At 50.8% G+C, this 18,588-nt stretch carries 26 protein-coding genes; 3 read left to right on the plus strand and 23 right to left on the minus strand.

Translation table 11 applies throughout. From position 1 onward, the window contains the following. Positions 1-14: 14 nt before the first annotated feature. From NE584_RS03015 to NE584_RS03125, 23 genes are all read right to left on the minus strand, one after another. On the minus strand, positions 15-278 hold the full coding sequence (locus tag NE584_RS03015; RefSeq protein ID WP_256181724.1) for a hypothetical protein: 264 nt from the start codon (positions 276-278) through the stop codon (positions 15-17). Between the two features lie 205 nt (positions 279-483). Beyond that, the gene (locus NE584_RS03020; RefSeq protein WP_256181725.1) at positions 484-975 is read right to left on the minus strand and encodes a type II toxin-antitoxin system PemK/MazF family toxin; all 492 of its coding nucleotides are present in this window, start codon (positions 973-975) and stop codon (positions 484-486) included. Positions 976-997: 22 nt separating this feature from the next. Further along, positions 998-1,630, minus strand: coding sequence for a hypothetical protein (locus tag NE584_RS03025; RefSeq protein ID WP_238073883.1), 633 nt, complete (start codon positions 1,628-1,630; stop codon positions 998-1,000). 84 nt (positions 1,631-1,714) lie between these two features. Then, positions 1,715-2,731, minus strand: coding sequence for a hypothetical protein (locus tag NE584_RS03030; protein WP_238073884.1), 1,017 nt, complete (start codon positions 2,729-2,731; stop codon positions 1,715-1,717). A gap of 3 nt (positions 2,732-2,734) precedes the next feature. Further along, on the minus strand, positions 2,735-3,217 hold the full coding sequence (locus NE584_RS03035) for a hypothetical protein (protein WP_256181727.1): 483 nt from the start codon (positions 3,215-3,217) through the stop codon (positions 2,735-2,737). 13 nt (positions 3,218-3,230) lie between these two features. After that, positions 3,231-3,461 (minus strand): hypothetical protein, encoded by a 231-nt coding sequence (locus tag NE584_RS03040; protein WP_256181728.1) that lies wholly within the window; start codon positions 3,459-3,461, stop codon positions 3,231-3,233. Positions 3,462-3,504: 43 nt separating this feature from the next. Further along, positions 3,505-3,900 (minus strand): hypothetical protein, encoded by a 396-nt coding sequence (locus NE584_RS03045; protein ID WP_256181729.1) that lies wholly within the window; start codon positions 3,898-3,900, stop codon positions 3,505-3,507. Positions 3,901-4,045: 145 nt separating this feature from the next. Beyond that, a complete protein-coding gene (locus NE584_RS03050) occupies positions 4,046-4,606 on the minus strand; it encodes a DUF4241 domain-containing protein (RefSeq protein ID WP_238073888.1) in 561 nt (186 codons plus the stop codon). A gap of 15 nt (positions 4,607-4,621) precedes the next feature. Then, positions 4,622-5,269 carry a hypothetical protein gene (locus NE584_RS03055; protein ID WP_118625536.1) on the minus strand — a complete coding sequence of 216 codons (648 nt, stop codon included), beginning with the start codon at positions 5,267-5,269 and terminating at the stop codon, positions 4,622-4,624. Positions 5,270-5,271: 2 nt separating this feature from the next. Further along, positions 5,272-5,877 carry a hypothetical protein gene (locus NE584_RS03060; RefSeq protein WP_238073890.1) on the minus strand — a complete coding sequence of 202 codons (606 nt, stop codon included), beginning with the start codon at positions 5,875-5,877 and terminating at the stop codon, positions 5,272-5,274. A gap of 18 nt (positions 5,878-5,895) precedes the next feature. Then, positions 5,896-6,372, minus strand: coding sequence for a hypothetical protein (locus NE584_RS03065; protein WP_238073891.1), 477 nt, complete (start codon positions 6,370-6,372; stop codon positions 5,896-5,898). A gap of 10 nt (positions 6,373-6,382) precedes the next feature. After that, on the minus strand, positions 6,383-6,781 hold the full coding sequence (locus NE584_RS03070; RefSeq protein ID WP_186878258.1) for a hypothetical protein: 399 nt from the start codon (positions 6,779-6,781) through the stop codon (positions 6,383-6,385). Continuing rightward, positions 6,774-7,139, minus strand: coding sequence for a hypothetical protein (locus NE584_RS03075; RefSeq protein WP_256181730.1), 366 nt, complete (start codon positions 7,137-7,139; stop codon positions 6,774-6,776). Before NE584_RS03075 ends, NE584_RS03070 begins: the two co-directional genes overlap by 8 nt. Then, the gene (locus tag NE584_RS03080; protein ID WP_119347349.1) at positions 7,136-7,441 is read right to left on the minus strand and encodes a hypothetical protein; all 306 of its coding nucleotides are present in this window, start codon (positions 7,439-7,441) and stop codon (positions 7,136-7,138) included. The genes NE584_RS03075 and NE584_RS03080 overlap by 4 nt, the downstream gene beginning before the upstream one ends. 20 nt (positions 7,442-7,461) lie before the next feature. Further along, on the minus strand, positions 7,462-9,636 hold the full coding sequence (locus tag NE584_RS03085; RefSeq protein WP_256181731.1) for a nitric oxide reductase activation protein NorD: 2,175 nt from the start codon (positions 9,634-9,636) through the stop codon (positions 7,462-7,464). Between the two features lie 15 nt (positions 9,637-9,651). Then, entirely contained in the window at positions 9,652-9,987 is a 336-nt protein-coding gene (locus tag NE584_RS03090; protein ID WP_256181733.1) for a hypothetical protein, read from the minus strand. Positions 9,988-10,005: 18 nt separating this feature from the next. Continuing rightward, positions 10,006-11,814 (minus strand): AAA family ATPase, encoded by a 1,809-nt coding sequence (locus NE584_RS03095; RefSeq protein ID WP_186878262.1) that lies wholly within the window; start codon positions 11,812-11,814, stop codon positions 10,006-10,008. 22 nt (positions 11,815-11,836) lie between these two features. Further along, on the minus strand, positions 11,837-12,655 hold the full coding sequence (locus tag NE584_RS03100) for a hypothetical protein (protein ID WP_253098683.1): 819 nt from the start codon (positions 12,653-12,655) through the stop codon (positions 11,837-11,839). A gap of 97 nt (positions 12,656-12,752) precedes the next feature. Further along, entirely contained in the window at positions 12,753-13,184 is a 432-nt protein-coding gene (locus NE584_RS03105; RefSeq protein WP_256181738.1) for a single-stranded DNA-binding protein, read from the minus strand. A gap of 252 nt (positions 13,185-13,436) precedes the next feature. Continuing rightward, positions 13,437-13,892, minus strand: a complete 456-nt coding sequence (locus NE584_RS03110; RefSeq protein WP_226907838.1) for a hypothetical protein — start codon at positions 13,890-13,892, stop codon at positions 13,437-13,439. A gap of 78 nt (positions 13,893-13,970) precedes the next feature. Next, positions 13,971-14,657 carry a hypothetical protein gene (locus tag NE584_RS03115; protein ID WP_148337183.1) on the minus strand — a complete coding sequence of 229 codons (687 nt, stop codon included), beginning with the start codon at positions 14,655-14,657 and terminating at the stop codon, positions 13,971-13,973. A 63-nt stretch (positions 14,658-14,720) separates the two neighbouring features. After that, entirely contained in the window at positions 14,721-15,272 is a 552-nt protein-coding gene (locus NE584_RS03120; RefSeq protein ID WP_187014351.1) for a sigma-70 family RNA polymerase sigma factor, read from the minus strand. Between the two features lie 14 nt (positions 15,273-15,286). Further along, positions 15,287-15,709, minus strand: coding sequence for a zinc-finger-containing protein (locus NE584_RS03125; RefSeq protein ID WP_226907839.1), 423 nt, complete (start codon positions 15,707-15,709; stop codon positions 15,287-15,289). 259 nt (positions 15,710-15,968) lie between these two features. On the opposite strand from NE584_RS03125, the gene NE584_RS03130 reads away from it, so the two are divergent. The 3 genes from NE584_RS03130 to NE584_RS03140 all read left to right on the plus strand — a co-directional run bounded on the left by NE584_RS03130 (position 15,969) and on the right by NE584_RS03140 (position 18,578). Beyond that, positions 15,969-16,562 (plus strand): helix-turn-helix domain-containing protein, encoded by a 594-nt coding sequence (locus NE584_RS03130; RefSeq protein ID WP_256181742.1) that lies wholly within the window; start codon positions 15,969-15,971, stop codon positions 16,560-16,562. Continuing rightward, positions 16,549-17,358, plus strand: a complete 810-nt coding sequence (locus NE584_RS03135) for a hypothetical protein (RefSeq protein ID WP_147561713.1) — start codon at positions 16,549-16,551, stop codon at positions 17,356-17,358. Before NE584_RS03130 ends, NE584_RS03135 begins: the two co-directional genes overlap by 14 nt. 272 nt (positions 17,359-17,630) lie before the next feature. Next, entirely contained in the window at positions 17,631-18,578 is a 948-nt protein-coding gene (locus NE584_RS03140; RefSeq protein WP_227151427.1) for a YafY family protein, read from the plus strand. The last annotated feature ends 10 nt before the right edge of the window (positions 18,579-18,588 follow it).

An 18,588-nucleotide genomic window follows, 5' to 3' on the forward strand; every position in this document is an offset into this window, starting at 1 on the left:
TTTACCTCCATATTTCATTTGTCCTGATCTAAAATGTTCTTGAACTCGATGAGCTGTGTGTAGTCATCTGCATCCCCGTCACCATAAACGATGGCCTGAAGGCGACGCTTCTCCGGAGAGTATTCGATCCATGCAAGACGGATCGATCCTTCATTGAAGCAATCGTTCATACCGTTGCCACAAAAAGCAACAGAAATGCCAGGGTAGTCGGGATCCGCTTTGATCTTGACTACCAGCTCCCCCAATGGGGTGCGTACAGTCAATTCGTCATTCTTCATGGTCCACCTCCGTTGCAGGGGTGAAGCTCGCGAACTCCGTTTCCACGTTCGGTCGATGGAGGCTCAAATCCATGAGGTCAATGCAGCTGTAGCAAGGTTCCTCCACGGTCATTTTGTTGCGATGGAGGCAGCGACTGCATGGCGGTCGATCAACGATCCTACCGTCCAGCAATTTCTCATAGAAGCCTTTCACGGTACACCTCCATCAGTCATTCTTCTGACCAAGTAGGTCAATCGAAAGCCTGTCTTGAACCGTCACACCGCAGCGCTTCTGGAGGAAACCCTCTAAAAAACGCAGCGCAATGAGAGCCAATGCGGCATCATCCACATCCGGCACGACAGGTCTTACTTTCGCCTGACGCGGAATCGGGTGCAGGTCAAGAGAAGCCATGAGGGCTACATCTACCTGCGCCATCTCACGGTCTGTCAGGTGGCCTTTGAAGTCACCAAGACGGCTGACATCGACGGAAGAGATCTGCTCGCAAAGTGCGGTCGAGCGCTTGCCGGCACTTTCAATCCGCACATGCGTCGGCATAGGCTTTTTGTACTGGCAGGTCAGGTACACGACTTCTACAACAGGGCTGTGCTCATTACACAGCGGATTAGAGACGATGATGGCCGGCCGACCAGATCGCTGCTCGGATCCGACCGTTTCGCTCGGATTGACATAGAAAATATCGCCACGATTGATACTCATAAACGTATCGTCCTTTCTTTGATCATAAATCAACATCTTGCTCGATGGAGTAGAAGTCTTCATCACAGCGGAAGCACTGACAAGTGTATTCTGGAATGTCACTCAAGAAGAGTGGATCTCCGCAGCGAAAGCAGGTACCGACACTCTTTCGGAAGACCATATCTTCCATCTCGTCTTCGGTTACACCATGCTCACGCAGGTACACCTTTGCCGCTTCAACACCTGCAAAGTAGATCACTTCATCCGCGTCATTCTTCAGGTACTCGAGTCCATTCAGGGATATCCCGTTGATGTACCGGCCAACAATGACAGGATCGGATGAACCATCTGACAACTGCGTTTGCCGATTGAGAATGGGTATCCCCAATTCCCGCGATCTTCGGATTTCCTCCTTCATGCCACTACTGATGCGGTCGCCATAGATGACCAAGCGATCACACAGGGCAAGCAGGCTTGCGCCAAAAGATAGGGCAAGTGCTCGTTCTTCCGGATTGGAATCGTCAAGCAGATAAGGTAAATAAGCGTGCGGGGCAACTGCGCGGCAGCCGAACTCCCGCTCACACATTGTCATATACGTGCGTGCTCTTTGGGCATTCACCATGATCTCAGCCCGCGTAGGGGCAGAGAGGGGCGAGCACACATAGGTAAGTGCCATTCTAAATAGCCTCCTTCATTCATAATGCGAAGGCCCGAAGGCGAGGTGCTATTGCAACTCTCGTCTCCGGGTCTTCTTCAAAAATCAGATATGGCAATCGACGATGGCAAGGAAGTCATCATCTTTCGCCTCATTCATGAGCTTCTGGATCTCATCGTTCCAGGCTCGCTCGTCCTTATCGTTGCTGGAGATCCCAAACCAGCCCATATCACCGGAGCCGGTCCAATCTCCATTGCGATCAACAAATGCATAGGTATGGAACATGTATCGATCCAAATCAGTAGCGCCTTTCCGTGCCTTATACTCATCCAGAGTTTCGCCTTTCAGATACAGCATTTCGCCCCAGGCTGAAATGCCCTCATCAAGGATCCTGCACAGAGGGCCGAAATCGCTAAGGTCTTTGGTCTCGAATGCTTTTACACACTTCTGATACCGTTTCTCGACCGTATCGACAGCGATCTTGCGCATGACATCCCAACAGATATCCTTCTTGCGTGCGGCATCGGCATACTGATACCCATCAGGAGGGATAGCAGATTCGCCATCATCGTCTTTCGCAGAAGGAATGCAGTCTTGAAGTCCTTCCGGAACTAAGAATCGATTTGGGAATCTACCGCCGATCTGCCACCAGTCCCATTTCGCGTTGGGGTTGCAAGTGTAGCCCCATCGTCCATCTGAAGCCTTCACAAAGCCGCGATGTTCATCACAATAAGCCTCGAATGAGGGATACCACGATTTGACGGGGTAATCTGTCACCAACTCCAGCGCTTTGGACTCCTCCGTCTGGAGTTTGCTCTTTCGGTCCCGGTTCGGGCCGAACGCATAGATCTTGTCTTCCTCAACGAAGAAGAACTTGTTGAAGGCATCATCGTAAATGGAGTGGATGCTGCCATCCGGGAACCGGACGACACGCATGGTGTCATTCTCAAAGTCGGCTTTTGCCTCTTCCGTGCGATCTTCGAATTCGCGATACTTCTCTTCCTCTGTCTGTTCATCGAAGGGTGCCAGAACAGGAATCAGGTGGTCTTCCAGATTATTGGCATGGATGTTGTTGACAACGCCATCGTCAGGAACAATAACACAAACAGAAAAGTGACTCATAATTCAATTCTCCTTATAATCAGATAGTATTTTGCGGATCCGGGCAAAGCGCTTTTCAATCGCTTTGCGACCGACTCCGCATAGGTCTGCAATTTCACGATTGGTGTAGCCCTGGTTGCGGAACTGGATCGCCTCAAATTGCTTATAGGTGAGGTTATCTTCGACCACGCGCCAGAGGCCATCATCAATCGGAGCAATTTCAGGTGCAGGGATCTTACAATAGAATTCGATTGGGATCTCCTGCGGTTTTCCGACTTGATCTCGTGCATAGTTCGATAGCTCTGAACGCAGATGGTACCAAACCACCGTGGAGAAGCTGTACTTACGCAGCGCTTTCTCCGACAGGTATCGTACCACCACTTTCAGGTACCGATTAGCCAAGAGGTCGTAGTAGTCATCCCCAAGGCTGTGCTTTGCCATGAAGTCAAGAAGGAGTCCATGATGCTCCTCAGCAAAAGCCTGCTGCTCGGGGGTGAGTGGCTTCATATCCTTTCACCACCTAACCGCTTATCTTCGCAAGCCCTTCTGCGCACTTGTAGTATTCAAGTGCAGTCAGGATCACCTGCCTCGTTTCTTCCGACCAACCTCGGATCCGGAATTGTTTACGGACCTCATCCTTATCAACCCGCGTATCGCTCATGTGCTCGATGCTGCTTTCAAAAAGCTCTACGAACTCCTCAGCTCTATTGATTCGCGGGAGAAAGACATGATTATACTCTTGGGCCGTCATGTGCCATTTGCCCTCCTATTCATCATCAGATTCACGCTTCCTCTCAGGCTGGCTTCTGAAGAACAGCCTGGATCCCGACCAACTCGTCATACTTGCCACGGTCGATCGACCGAAACTGTTGCTCGCGAATGAAGAAGTACAGGCGTACCGCCATCACGAGATACTCCACGAGATCGACGTAGAATGCCGCCAAATTCGTGTAGTCGTAATCCGGAGTAAAGCGATCCATAGCAAGCTGATAATCGACCCAGTATGGATTACTCTCCTGGTAATAGGTGCAGTTGCCTGCGGAGTCCTTTGGCTGATCTCCAAGCACATCATCAGAAAACCAAGAGGCTGTAGAATTGACTATCATCGCAAAGACCTGCTCTTCCGTCTGCCGGCACATGAAACCCGGCAAAGCGGATATCATGACCAGGAGCTTTCGGAGCGTTGTCACACGACACTCGAGCTCTTTGAAGAGCCAATAGTAGCGGGAATCCACCTGGTTGAAAGACGAGAGACAAATTCCAATCTGAATTCATAAACTATGCACCTCCTTCATGGCGCAAGGGAGTGCCGAAGCACTCCCTTGCAAAAAACAGTTATTCTTCGATAAACACAATGCACGCGAAGTCAATCTCGCCGCTTTTGTCAGCATGTGTGTAGCAGGCATAGCCGCCATCGCCGAAACCGGACGACGAAACCACACCATAAGGCAACACACCGGCCAACATCTTGCCAAGCGTGATGTCGCACACATGACGATACCAGAGATCCCCAGTAGCGAAATTCGGTGCGGGCTGCTCCTCAAAGATGGTATCGTTCTGATAGAACGCATCATCAAAGAACCCCGCCTGTCCGGAATCAACGCCGACTTCAAATGGCTGCTCAACACATTTGCACGTCATTTTGCGCACGTTGCCCGAGCGGATCACATTGAAATCAGGGCCGGTATCCTTATGGCGGACGGCGAGAACAGCGCAGCGCGTGCCCCATTCGCCTTCATCCGTCTTCAGGACGCCTGCCTCCCAAGTTCCGAGCTTGCAATGGTCAACGGTGCCACAGCACCATACATCACGCTCGTAACAGGGATCGCTGACACGCATGACTGGAGAAGTCATCTCAAACTCGCCAAGGTCGATAAACTCGCAATTTCTCTTCATGCCTACTGCACCTCCTTACTGCTGCGCCGCCGCGCGCTGCTCACTCAGCAGCTTTCTGGCGTCGCGAATCAGCTTCGGGCCGTAAGTCAACTCCCACGACTCAATGAATCGTGTCGTGCGGTAGACAAGATTGAAGAAGTCCAGATCGTTGATGTTGACATACACAGAGCGCTGCTTTTTGTAGGTGCCCGACTTGATATGGGTGCCGCCTGTTGCGGTTTTCTCTTTGACAGCGCGTCCATTTTCCACGATGACGCACCAAGGATAATTTCTGGGCTTTCCATCGTTTCCAACCGACGCACGCTTGACCGAGAGCTTTGTCACCGTACTCAGCCCATGCTCGTCCGGCTCACCGAAGATCTTATCTTCCGTGAAGTCGAAGCGATCCAGATCGTTCTGCATTCTGCTGAGAACGAAGGGGAAAAATCCAGGGGAGAGATTCGCTGTGACACGAACGGTCTTGTCGCCAGTACCGTTGGAGTAATCCTGCAGCACAACACCAATGCAAGAGTAGGCACGGATACCATCCGCCTGCTCCTCGCCCTGGGCATGCATATGAGCATAGTACTCGATCGGTGCCGGCTTGAGCTTGTCCGTAAACTCGCAGAGCTTCTTGTTGGTCATGTAGATCGCGATCTGGTTTTGAATGCGATTATCTTCCATTTTCAGGTATCCTCACTTTCTTCACATGCGTAGAATTCATCCACATAGGTTGCGTCCGGAATGAATTCCTCAGAAGTCACTTTGTCGCCATCCACCGTGATCGTGTAGTAGGACATGCCGCCCTCGACCACAGCGAACATCTTGCCATCGAGGTGATAGCCAAGCTTCGAGAGCCACTCGGCAATGTATCCGATCCAATCCGTGATGTAGTAGGCTTTTTCAGCCTCATTCCACCCAAGATAGGAGTGTCCGTTGTCAGGATCGTTCCGAAGCTCCAGATCACAATAAAGGCTCGGGCAGGGGCCGGGCGTCATATTCATGTCACGCTCATCTGTGAGCCCTTCCGCATAGCGTTCGTGCAAACAGATGCGGCGCGTGAGATCCCTCGTATGGATGGGCAGGAAGAATGCACCATCCTCTCCAAAATCTCCATCGCCAAACAGCGTGACAGCTTTGCGCTCTTCCAATGTTGGGAAAAGGGCTTCCAGTATTTTGACATCCCGCTTCATATGCCGGATGCCGAGAAACTGACGAAATCTTCCCGCCAACGGTTCTTTCAGACAAGGGGTAATGCGGATGGCACCTGTAAAATCGGTATAGGTTCCCATAATGCGCTGCTCCTCTTCTTAAAAGTGATAGTCGAGTGTCCCACCAAAATAAAAAGACTCGCTGAGATCAGTCTCGCGAATCCATTCATCCAGTGTTTTCAATTTATCTTGGTAGTAGATGTAGAAACTGAACTTATCCTGGTAGGCTTCATTCAGCTTATACATGGCCATGCCAATGTCGTAAGGGGTCTCAGCACAGAAGGCTTCGATTGAGATGCCTGTCAGCTCTCTCGCTTTATCCAGGAAGGCGTAGTACTGTCTGTGGAAGTACTTCTTCTTGGCATTCGGCTTGAACGTAAAGCTCTCTCCATCCTCAGCGACATCCACGATGTGGGCAACGATTTCCAGGAACCATTTCAGGTCTTCATCCCGGTCCGTTTCCGCATTCGTGTAGTCCGCAATCGAGTGGTAGAACCATTCCGGCACACTGCACTCTCCCATACGGTCATCAGGTAAAATGGGCGCATTGCCCAGTTCAATAATTCTACTATGCATTTGTTCCTCCTCAATCAAATCGGTCGAGATGTGTGGCTACGAATTCATTTGCGTAGTAGCAAATGAGGTTGACCAGCATTCCCACTGCCAAGTACGACTCCTTGTCCTGCTTCAAGGTCTTGAGCACATAGACGCGGGCGCGGCTTTTGAACGGGTCATCCCGCTCTTTGGACCAGTTGCCATACAGGAAGATATCTCCGTAGATACCCTCGCTGCTGCCGTAGGTCACTTCGCCTACCACATCGAACTCGCACCTGTAGAGCTTGTCGTACTTGCATGTGCTGCAGAGCAGGTCATAGTCCAGCTCACAGATCTTGCTGTACTCTTCATATCGAGGATCCGTCTTTGCCCGCGTGACCGCCTGCTCAAACATGTCCTTGACAGAAAAGTAGCGCTTCTCATCAGCCATCGTCATCACCCCCTTCCTCAGGATCTTCTTCCCGTTCGGAAGGCTGCACCTTAGGCCGCCCGGAGGCATCCTTGAAGATACAGTGTGGATTATCACAACGATTGCCGAGGTAGCACGGGAGCATGTCTGCTTCCTGATAGAATGGATGGCAGTAATAGCCGATCTGAGCTTCTACCGCGTTGATAGCGCCCTCTACAACATTGGCAATCATCTCATCGTCCCGTTGAGGAATGGATAACTCGAACTTCCTCGGCGGCGCCGATTTGGCTGTCAGGGCTACGATGAGTTCGTAGGCGGCATTATTGATCACGTCTTTCTTGGTCTTGCAATACCAGTCGAAATCCACGGGGTTCTTCACATGTCTCCCTCCTTTGAGTCAGTCTGTAGGAAAGCGCAATACTGATTTTTGCAATCTCCAGTCTGATAACAAGGAATACTGTCGCAGTAGAATGGGTGACAGGTGTGTCCAGCCTTCTCTTGGATGATCTCCTCCGCTGCATCGACCAATTCGCCGATGATTTCCATGTTCCAATCCGGAACGGCAGGATCATCTTCTTTCGGCTCGTTGTGATCTTGCGCGGTCATGGCGCAGATTAACTGATACGCAGCGTTGTCAATCGCATCATTTCGGTTACACAAATAGTCTTCAAAAGATATCATTCGTAGTTTCCCCTTTCTATTTAGTGTGGGAGGCTACGCACGATCAGGTTCGTCAGCATCACCGGCAGTTCTTGGAGATTGGTGATGTCCAAATAGCCATCACCATAGATCCGCTCAATTCGCGGGCGGTCTTCACCAATGGCTGCCGCGTAGATTTTGACACCTTTTCGCGCATACTCCAGTTTGATCCCACGCAGATCAGCTTCTGCTGCAGATCCGGAGTAACCGTCATCATTTGGCTGTCCATCGCAGATGATCATGAGGATTTTCACCTCAGATGTCTGCTTAGAGAGTTTTTCCGCCACAAAGCGCAACGCAGCGCCGTCGCGGTTACAGTCTCTGGCACTCATGTCCATCAGCCGATAGCGGTTATTCTTATCGTAGGTATCGAAATCCGAGTAGGAAAACAGTTCAACATGTGAGCTCCAGGCGGTATGACCAACGACCAGCAGCGGGATACCAAGCGACTCGCAGAAGTCCTGGATCACAATGGCAGTTGCTCTGGCTCTGGTAATGCGGTCATTTGAACACATGGAGCCACTCTCGTCGATGAGCAGGCCAACGGAAAGGTTGATCGGCTCCGTCGGGAGTCGGGAATTATAGAAGATACGGCCATCGTTCCGATAGAGCGCGTGCTGATTGAGTCGTTTCCCAATCAGGAGTCCTGTCTGTTTCCCACCCTGCCGCCGATCGCGGAGAGCGGAACTGACACTACGCTGCAATCGCTTGGAGAGCATTAAAAGCTCCGGCGCCACACGGTTATAGCTGTCGATGAGGTTCTGATCCACATGCGCCATACGATTGACGGTCACATGGATGTTGCGATGCGCGTTACCATATCGGATGGCATTCGCCTCTCGCTGTAGTTCCTCAGATAGTTCTTCTTCCAATTCCTCTGTCACCTTTTCCTCCGCCATGGAGGATAAGAGACGCTCAATGTCATCAGCTGCATGCTCATAATCGTTGCCTTCATACTCGCTGTTCTGGTCAACGCCACCATTTCCACTACTTGTGATGCCATTCGTCAGATGGGCGGCAATACGGCTTGTCTCCTCAGCAATCACACGCTCGACCTGTGCCCGGATCGCGTTCATCTGACCGGGATTGGGAGTAAAGGTGCCATTACTGGGAACCGGCTTGGTTTTGATGGTGAAGTTAGCTGCCGCTTTCGGGAGTTGGCTGGAGAGGTCTTCCTCAACCGCCTGTTGTCCCTGCTGGCTGCCATCATTGTCATCATCGCCGCTGCCGGGCTGGCCAGAACCACTCCCGGAACCGCCTTCGCCGGTTTGCTGGGAGGATTGCTGCGCCTGCTGCTGGGCTTGCTTCTGTTTATCGCGCAGAGCGTCGAAGCAGCGCTGCATCATGGGCCAAAGATCCACAAGGATCCTATTGGCAGCCTCACAGCGGGATCTGGCATCGTCATCATAGACAGACTCATCGATCCAGGGGATATACTCATACAGCTTGTCGATGAACTCGCCGGTGTAACCGGATAGGTTGTTGACCTCATGCGCCCTGACATACTGGATTAGGAGATTGACTACGATCGAATGGTCATAGTACTTGCGATTGATCATCTCCGTGATCTCCGGCATGGTATCCGCATAGCGCAGGTTATTGAGCGCGATCCCTTTGGCGGGGGAGCCAGGAAACTCATACGAGTACCTGGCATCCACATATCCGTCTTCTAAGATGTTGCTCAACGCATGCGCTGTGCTCATGATGACCTGCATGGGGACTGTGTCTGTATCGTCTGTAAGCGCCGCAAGGATGTCTTTTGCATAGAGCTTTTGCATACTGTCCAGACCATCAGGCATCTTCGGATAGAATTTGCCTTTAGCGAGTCCAGCGAAGTAGCTGTGCCAAATGCGCTCGTCGGTGAACAGGTTATGCCCGCACTCATGCGCATTCAGGCCTTCTAGACTCATGGAACGAAGGAGCCTTGAAGGAAAGCTCCAGGTGATGTGGTTACAGGCATTGATGTAGATTCCGTGGTAATCCGTAAAGGCAACGGTCTCATCATCATGATCTGCAACGACTCGCACACGCAGCGGACGCTTATAGCGTTTTGTCGCTGCTTCCGCAAGATCCGTCAAATACCCGTTATAGGCCCTGGAGGAGAAGAACTCCTCGTCGGTGATCTTGCTCTTGGCGTCGAGGATTCTCTTTCGGATCTGGCGGTGGGATGTTCTCATATGCACAGCCTCCCATCATGCCGGGATACTATCGCAGCTGATAGGGATCTCGCCGAGCATCGCGGAGAGTGCATCGCACATTTCCTCAAAGGACTGCTGCGGGTAGAACCAAAAGAGATGCTGCTGCACACCAGCCATGCTGATAATAAGCGGCATCTTGCTGGAAGCAGGATAGTTCTCCATAGGCTCCACCTGGACATTCGATGCGTCAGGCCCGAGTGCCATGTCAATGACCCACTTCACGAGCTGCGCCGCCTCCTCAGAGGTCATTGCTCGGTCAGTAGGCAGGTCGTAGCATGCCAGCGCGACAGCGACAGCAAAACGGATAAAGGACTCTCGATCAATTCTCATCAAATCACACCTCTTTCATCAAATCGTTTTGGAATACTGGGGTTCAAGGCAAGCGGAGATCAGCTCAGCACGATTATCCGGATCCGCTGAAGCGGAAGAGATGATCGTAGATAAGGCTGACTCATAAGGATCATTCGTCACCATCGTGGAGAGCACCCAACTCTTGAATTCACGCATACCGCAGCTGCCGTCTGTGATCATCGTTTGACGGCAACGCTCTGCAATATCGCGCACGACAATGGCCATCTTTGTCGCTTCCTGCTCATCGGTAAATCCGGTGACATTCATCACGCGCTTGACCATCGTGTTCAAATCAGGCGCTTCCATGTCGTAGATCAGATCCATTCGGGAGATCACGCTCTGGTTCATGTCGCGGCAGCCGGAGTAGTCAGAGTTTGTCGTAACGACAATGACTGTATCCGGATGGCGTCGCACACGCTCACCAGTCGGCAGAGTAATTACCTGGCAGTTGTCCAGCAAGGAATTCAAGCCGACTAAGACACCTGGATTCGCGATACAGGAAGGTTCCTGCAGCTCACAGACATACCCATGCCTAATCGCCTCGACGAGAGGCGTATCCACATAACGGATGCGCTGGCCAGCAGGATCCTCTTTCTCCATGAGATTGCCAACGGCGATCTCAATGAGTTTCTGCAGCACATCATCTTCCGTCTTGGACTCATCGTATTCGCCGGTCAGCATCATATAGACACTGGGCGGATGCATGGTGATGTCGGAGATCTTCGGGAGATCCTCGATAGGAGTACTGCCATGAAAGCCGTTGGTATCAGGAATAAACTGTCCAACCAAGTCGGTAATCTCCGTATTGGCACTACAGGTCATCAGGGTATAAGGCAGATTTAAGCCAGCAGCGATAGCCTGTGCGCCCATAGTCTTGCCGGTACCCGCCTCACCGCGAAACAGGAAGTTTCGCATTGGCTGGTTGGATGCCGTCGTCGCTTTGGCATGCTCGCACACGCGAACGACCTCTTTGGGAATGATGTACCAGTCGGGCAGCGTGGGTACCATTGCCTTCTCCCGATCAGTGAGGATCCGATTAGAGAGGGCGTACTTTCCGACAAAGTCTTCCTTCTGAAACGAGGTGGCTTTTGCCGTAGCGTTACCTGACAGCTGCATGATGGTGAAGTTGCCATAAGAGGCACCAGTCGGCGCGTAGTTCCCGCTATCCATTGCCATCTGTGTGATGACTGAGATATTGCCAGTAGTGGGAATGGAGATCTTGACGCCATCCGTACCCAACTGCTTGCTGTTCTCAATTCGACGATAGACATTGTCGCAGAGGACAAGCGCACATTCGAACGCAGCGTCCATATCAGCCCAACCGTTCTCGTAATGTGAGGTGAACTCCTGAAATTTCTGGCGGAACTCATCATCTTCATTGAGAACGGGCATCAGGCAGAATAGCAGGGCAGATCCAGAACCATTACCAGCGCCCAAAGAATAGGGCTTCAGAACCTGCGAGCCGTCCTCAATCTGCACCGCGCTGAACTTGCCGGTAACTGGATTGAATACGACACAATCGGTCTTGTTGGCAGATCGGTACTCGCTGATCCGGTAGGTATTGCCTTGATGACCGATGGCACCGAGGTCATCCACACTCTGCCCATTCTCCGTTGCGCTCACCAGCTTTGCATAGGCCAGCAGGGCGCGAAGAGTAGGTGCGTGGAGTGTAGCCTTCTGAGCGGTACTGGAAGTGTTGTACTGCGAAAAGCCCATCGGTTTTGCTCCGGAGTATTTTGGGTCATCAAAAGGCGGTGGGAGCTGGAGTCGGAAAGTCCAAGATTCGAAAAGCTTCGTCTTTGCCATAATTACACCTCATCATGATCAATTAAGGCCAGGACACAGCAAGTTCCTGGCCACGCACTTCTGCAGAGATATCGTCTTCGCGAGCGAGTACACAAAGATCGTCCCAAGCGGGGCGAGGGGGAAAGTCAGGGATGGTATCTACCGTCTGTTCCTTTCCCTCGACGGTAACGAGGACATCACCATTTTCATGAATGGCAAGCTGCTTGTGGCCTTGCACATTCAGCTCATCGATCAATACGCTGAGTAGAGCAATACCTGTTTCCGTGTACCATTGCTTCACATCGTTACGAGAGAGAATGTCCTTTTCCTCCAAATCTTCATCACTCTTCGGCTGCACCTCTGCTTCAGCAAGAGGCACGAGCTGAATGAGCGCGATTTCCAGCTTCCCAGATGCGCTCAGTGTCACCTCTCCAAAATTGAAGGGGTCACAGTGATAGAGTTTGATACGTTTCGTACAGCCTCTGTTGATATCTTCCGATGAAGGACGCGTATCCCAAAGCCATGATACTGTGGGATAGCTCTGCTTCAGTTGCTCCATGATTCGATAATTGACCTGTCTGAGCAAGCTCAGTCGGGTGTCATCATCTGCTTCTTGCAGAGTCTCCGTAAGCGGTTTGGTCTCCTGCTTCGCAGGAAAGGCCTTTTGCTCTGCGGGCATCTTTTTGCAGTGTTTTCTATGCGCGCGAAATAGCTTCGAGATCACGAAACACACCCAGACAAAAAGCGCAGCGCAAGCGATCCATTGGAATATGGGGCGCTTGAAGATCGCGCAGAGAAACAGACAGGGTACAACAAGAACCCTCAGCAGGGTCCATGCGTCAATTCGGCTTTTGACAGCCACAAATAGTCAGTCCTTTCGTATGTAGATTTTGGAATGGACAAAACAAAATGGGCTGCAGGCATTCACAACACTTACAGCCCATATATGTATGTCCAGATCAGAGGGGGAGGTCGTCATCGTCATCGCCACTTGGAATCGTCTGCTCCGGGCGCACCTTACCGGTGCTCTTCTGTGCGGTTTTTGCCGTACCCTGCGAAGAGTCCGCCTCATCGCCTTTCGGCTTTGAACCAGTAAAGTGCCACTCGAGGACACTGACATCCGCAGAGATCTGACGGATGCCCTCATCCGTCTCGTAGGGACGCAGATTCAGATTACCGATGATCTCGATCAGACGGCCCTTCTTGATGCCGGCCTTCTGCATCCGATTGGCGATGTACTCGCTTGCGGTGCAGTTGAAGAAAGAGGCGTTGTCCTGATTTCCATATTTTGTGTTGACCACAAATCGGAATGTGCAGTAGTCTCCATTCTTTCCGCTCTTGATCTCCGGATCGGTGACCAGACGGCCCTCCATAATGATGGTTGCGTGCATAATCCTTTTCCTTTCTGCCTTACGGCTTAAAATATTCCAAACGCCTTACGACGCATGGTACAAAGTCATCCAGCCGAAGCCGGACAAAGAAAAAGACAGAGGCGGATGGCAATAGAGTCACAATCCACGATTCTGCCTGATATGCCTGCGTGGTTGGTCACAGGCTCACATCTTAAAAAGCTCCAGTTGGAGGATCAATCTAATAAAGAACACAGTAAGCATATCATCCGCTTCGGCACCCTTCCAGAATACCTAAATCTGCTTTCCTGACGAAAAAGGCAGCTCTTCATGACCAAGGACGATGATGGCCGGCTGGAGGATTTCTGGGAGTTCAATCTGGATCTCGGCGATCGGTTCCCGCTTGAGATAGAAGCGATAGTCGGTTCCAATCTTGAGCTTGTATCGGCCTTCCAGGATTCTCTGCTCCAACGAGCCGTCTTCCAAAGCCAGCACGATCATGTGCCGCTTCCTTGCATAGCCGGCCTGTTCCCGGACAAGCGTCCCTTCAATGCACTCATAGTGCTCTCCCTTGATCGTTCGATAGTAGTCGATGATCTTCACGCCTCCAGCAACAGCTACACCAGCTGATAGCATAAGGAGTGTATGGTCTTGGGAGACGAACGAGAGGATGATGCCGAGAATGGTAATGGCAAGGATCGTAAGAACCAACTGAGTGAACTTAGTTGCTATGGGTGGTGGCATTTTCATAACAGGTTCCTTTCTCTGTTTATAAGACAGTGGTAAAATCAAGCGCCCAGAAAGCGATGAAGCTTTCTGGGCTTGTATCTATGCATGTTCCAAAATGACCTGGCGTGTCAGGTAGAGATTCGCTGTCGCCTCCAGGACATCGTGGCGGTAGTCTGAGAGGCTTGATGCGTTGTTCAGCCGCGCCTGATTGTCGGACTCCTCCGTGTAGATGGCGGAAATGACCTTGTCGGCCGAACTCACATCGCGCACATTGTTCTCAAAGCAGCGAACCAGCTCCGGTACGCTCAGCGGGGTCTGAAGCACCAGCTTCATGATCCTGCGCTCGGCAACCGAACTCTTCTCCGGCTGCAGCAGATAAACAGCCTCGAAGAAGTTTACCTTCTTCTGCTTGAGCAGCTTGGCTACATTCATGAGCTTCCGGGTACCCTGGACGCCTCGAAGAGGAATCACATAGGTGTCCGAAAGCATATTGTAGAGCGCATCCGCACCGGTGTATCCTACACCCTTGATGATGAGCTTGCGCTTAACCAGCATCTCCAGGGACTTATCAAAAGAGGAAGGTTCGATCTCTGTTTCCTCCATCTTGTCATAGAACTTTTTATGAAGCTCCTCATAGGTCAATACATCCCACAGGAGCATACTCCAGAGACTGAACTCCGGAATGGAGACTGGCTGCAGCTTTCCCAGCCGCATGATATAAGGCATATTCTTGCCGTCTTCGCTTCTGATCTGATAACTGCCTGCAGCAGCATAAAATGTCATCATTGCTGTATCCTCCTTATCCGTTCTACACTTTTCTTACGAAGGTGGCTTGGGAAGAACAACAAATCAGCACAAAATTTCCATCAGGGCAGGTTCGTTCCGGAGCTTGCTGCGGGCTCGCGAGATCCATGCATTGACATTATTGACGGTGGTCCCGTAGAGATCTGCAATCTCAACAGACTCATATCCCTGCAGCTTCAGCTCAATGGCCTCGACGCCTTTCCGAGCAACACCCTGGTACTTCTCCTTACAGGCGCGCAACGCTGCCATAGCGGAATCGTCAGTGACCTCGGCCTCGAAGTCAACGGTGGTATGGGCAAGCAGATCAAAGAGTACCTCGCCCTCTTCAAAACCTGCATCTACACTTCTCTGGAGTCGGTAATTCATCGCACGGCAGTGATCGATAATGGCATTGTAGATATAGCGACATGCGAAGGGTGCGAATTCGCCGCTATCCGCCTGGTACTTCAAAGCGGCACGGCAGATGGCCTCACAACCGATGGCATAGAAGTCATCATAGGTCAATAGCGGTCTGTTGGGAACTGAGATTCTGGTTCGGATGACCCAGTTGACCAGATCCAAATGTTCCATTACAAGCTCATTCTGATAATCAGTCATGTCAGGCACCTCCTTTATGCGACACGATGGTTTCTTGCGAGCACTTCATCGCAAAGCCGGATGAGCTCCTTGCATCGGTACTCGCTGCACATTCCAATGTGGGCATCCTTCAGACTCAATCCAAAGGAGTCCGCAAACCAACGGTAGGCATTCTCTCGTGTCATGATCCCGGTCTGCCAGATGCGGTCAAACTTCCGGTGCGCCTGGATGCGCAGGTTCCGGAGGTCTCCGTTCGCCGGCACGCCCATCGGCTGATTGGTGCCGGGATGCGCTGCCACATAGGTGTTGCACGCGGGGTAGTTGTGACAGACATAGAGTTTCCGATCGTTCTGGCAGTCGCGGTAGATCTCCGCTGCTGGTCTCAAGATCATGGCTGCTCCGCAATGGGGGCAGCGGAAGGGTCTGCTGCGCTGGGCTCGGGTCTTTCTTTTTTTCAAAATGGTCATCTCCTTTTTGCGTTCTACTAGAGTTCACTCAAAAAACAGGGGGGTACCCCCCGTCGCTTCGAAAAGAAATTTGTAAACTTTTTGTGAACGGATGTGAAAAGAGCTATTGCACGCAAAATGCAATAGCTCTTGAAGAGAAATACAGAGTTTTGTAACGTGGTCATGTGAAATTTGACACGTTGACCAGATTATGCTATAATGTATCAAAATTAAATTAGTTGCATATATTCGATGCGAAGGAGGAAGAACAATGGACTATAGAAAGCTATGTGTAGAACTGTTCGGTACTGACGATGAGGCCACACTTCGCAAGATCGCTGCAGAATATAGGAAGAAGAACACACGCAACGCTGGCCGGAAACGCAAAATAGCCGACGAAGTTATCCATAAAATGAGGGCTATGCGCAACGCCGGCACATCCATGCAGGAACTGGCAAGGACATTTGGGCTCTCTCGTCAAACGGTTGAGCGATACCTAAACACAGCCGCAGGCGATGGATGCACAATGCGCATCACTTATATGTTCAGAAGGCAGCCTTGTACGGTTATTGATGTAGACTTCCTTGACCAAAAGGTGGTCATCCAGAACAAAACGGATGACATTCTGCATCGTGCATTCGGTGTGCTGGAGCACCCAACCTGGAATGACTTTGAAAATTTCTTACGGGATCGCTGCTTTCCTCAGACACGCGGCAACTGCAAAGAACTGCTTCAAGAAATGGATCTAACGGATTATGATCCGTTGAAGATCGTAGAAAAGACGAGGGGTCGTTTAGCTGATGACGAAATGTGGTTAAGACTTCGTTATCTTCCGAGGAAGGAGATCATTTATGCAAGTCATTGATTTTACGAGCGCGGATAGAATTATGAGCGAAGGCCATACCTCAAAGGGTGATCAACCCAAATGGAAGCAGTCAGGCAATTGGTATAAAGCGGACCACATGGGATACGAAGCACTCTCGGAAATAATCGTTTCACGTTTGCTCACATGGTCAAATGCGGATGATTTCGTGGTTTATCAACCAGTGTTCATTCACTATAACGATAAAGTAATACCGGGATGCTCCAGCCATGACTTCATGCGCAAAGATGAAATGCTGATTCCATTTGAACGGCTCCATCGCGCCTATGAAGGTCGCGGACTTGCTCAAGCGCTGACAAAATTCGACTCTCCTGCGGATCGAATTGCTTACACGGTTGGTTTTGTTGAGCGCGTCACAAATCTAACCGGTGTTGGAGCATATCTTACTGCTATCCTTGAATTGGACTGCCTGACGCTCAATGAAGATCGCCACACAAACAATCTCGCTGTATTGCGGAATGAAGAAACAAAGGAATTTCGCCTTTGCCCGATCTTTGATAATGGGCTCTCTCTTCTTTCAGATCTGAATGACTACCCGCTTACCGATGATCTATATACCTGTATTGAGCGAGTACAAGCGAAGCCTTTTGATTCGGATCATGTGGAGCAGGTGACGGCGGCTGAGCAACTCTATGGCAGACAACTCACCTTTCGCATATCGCATGAAGAACTGAGGTCAGAACTGAATTTGCTATCTGAAGCCTATTCTCCAGATATACTCCAAAGAGCGGAGCGTGTACTGCTTGAGCAGAAGCGAAAACACAGCTGGCTCTTTTAGACTACTTGACCAAAGAGAGCAGCCTCGAGGAACATCCGGATAACGATGCAATAAAAGGACACTCATAGAAAGCCACGGGTTGAATACCTGAGAGTATTCAACCCGTGGCTTTCTTTTTGCGATACAAATAGCCATTATCGAAGGTTGTCCTTTCTATTGGACAGGGTTTATGTTATGATATCGTTGCTTGACAGAAATTGGTTCGACCAGGTTGAAAGGATGATGAACATATGCCTCGCTCCTCATTTCAGAAGCTGAAGATTATCTACATCATGGAGTACCTGCTGAAGAACTCAGATGAAAACCATGCCGTAACCACCAGCCAGATCATTGCCTACCTGAAGTCTCATTATATTACTGCGGAGAGAAAGACGATCTATAGTGATATTGAAGCTCTGCGGGATTTTGGCTTGGACATCATTCAGGTATCCGAGGGGAACAATCACGGCTACTATGTAGCAAGCCGGGACTTTGAACTGCCGGAACTCAAGCTCCTCGTGGATAGCGTCCAATCCTCAAAATTTATTACACATAAGAAGACGCTGTCCCTGATCAAGAAAATCGAGAAGCTGGCCAGTATCCATAGCGCACAGCTGCTCAACCGACAGGTATTCGTGAAGAACAGGATCAAAACGATGAATGAGTCCATCTACTATAATGTCGATGAGATTCATAATGGCATCTCAAGCAATCGGAAGATCCGGTTCCTGTATTTCGAGTATAATGTCGCAAAGGAGCGCGTGTACCGCCATGACGGAGCTTATTATGTTGTCAGTCCCTTTGCAATGACATGGGACGATGAGAACTATTACATGGTTGCCTTTGATTCTGCTGCAGGGATCATCAAACACTACCGCGTCGATAAGATGGAAAAGATCACCGTTCTGGATGAAGAACGAGATGGTCAGGACGCTTACGAGGCGCTCGATATGGCCGTCTATGCGCGTAAGACATTCGGCATGTTCACCGGCGAGGAGGTCAAGGTTCATCTCCGTTTCGAAAATCATCTCGTGGGCGCCGTACTCGACCGTCTCGGGCGGGATGTGATCTTAGTCCCGGATGGAGAAGATCACTTTACAGTATGGACAGATGTGATCGTCAGCCCACAGTTCTTTGCGTGGCTCTGCGGATTTCAGACGGCGGCGAAGGTCATTGGGCCTGATGATGTAGTCAAGCAGATGGCGGAGCACGTCAAGTCGATCGCAGCACAGTACGAATAAAGCTTGAACC

Origin of the sequence: Clostridium sp. DFI.5.61, assembly GCF_024462915.1 — a bacterium.
In the GTDB taxonomy this organism is placed as follows: domain Bacteria; phylum Bacillota; class Clostridia; order Oscillospirales; family Oscillospiraceae; genus Lawsonibacter; species Lawsonibacter asaccharolyticus.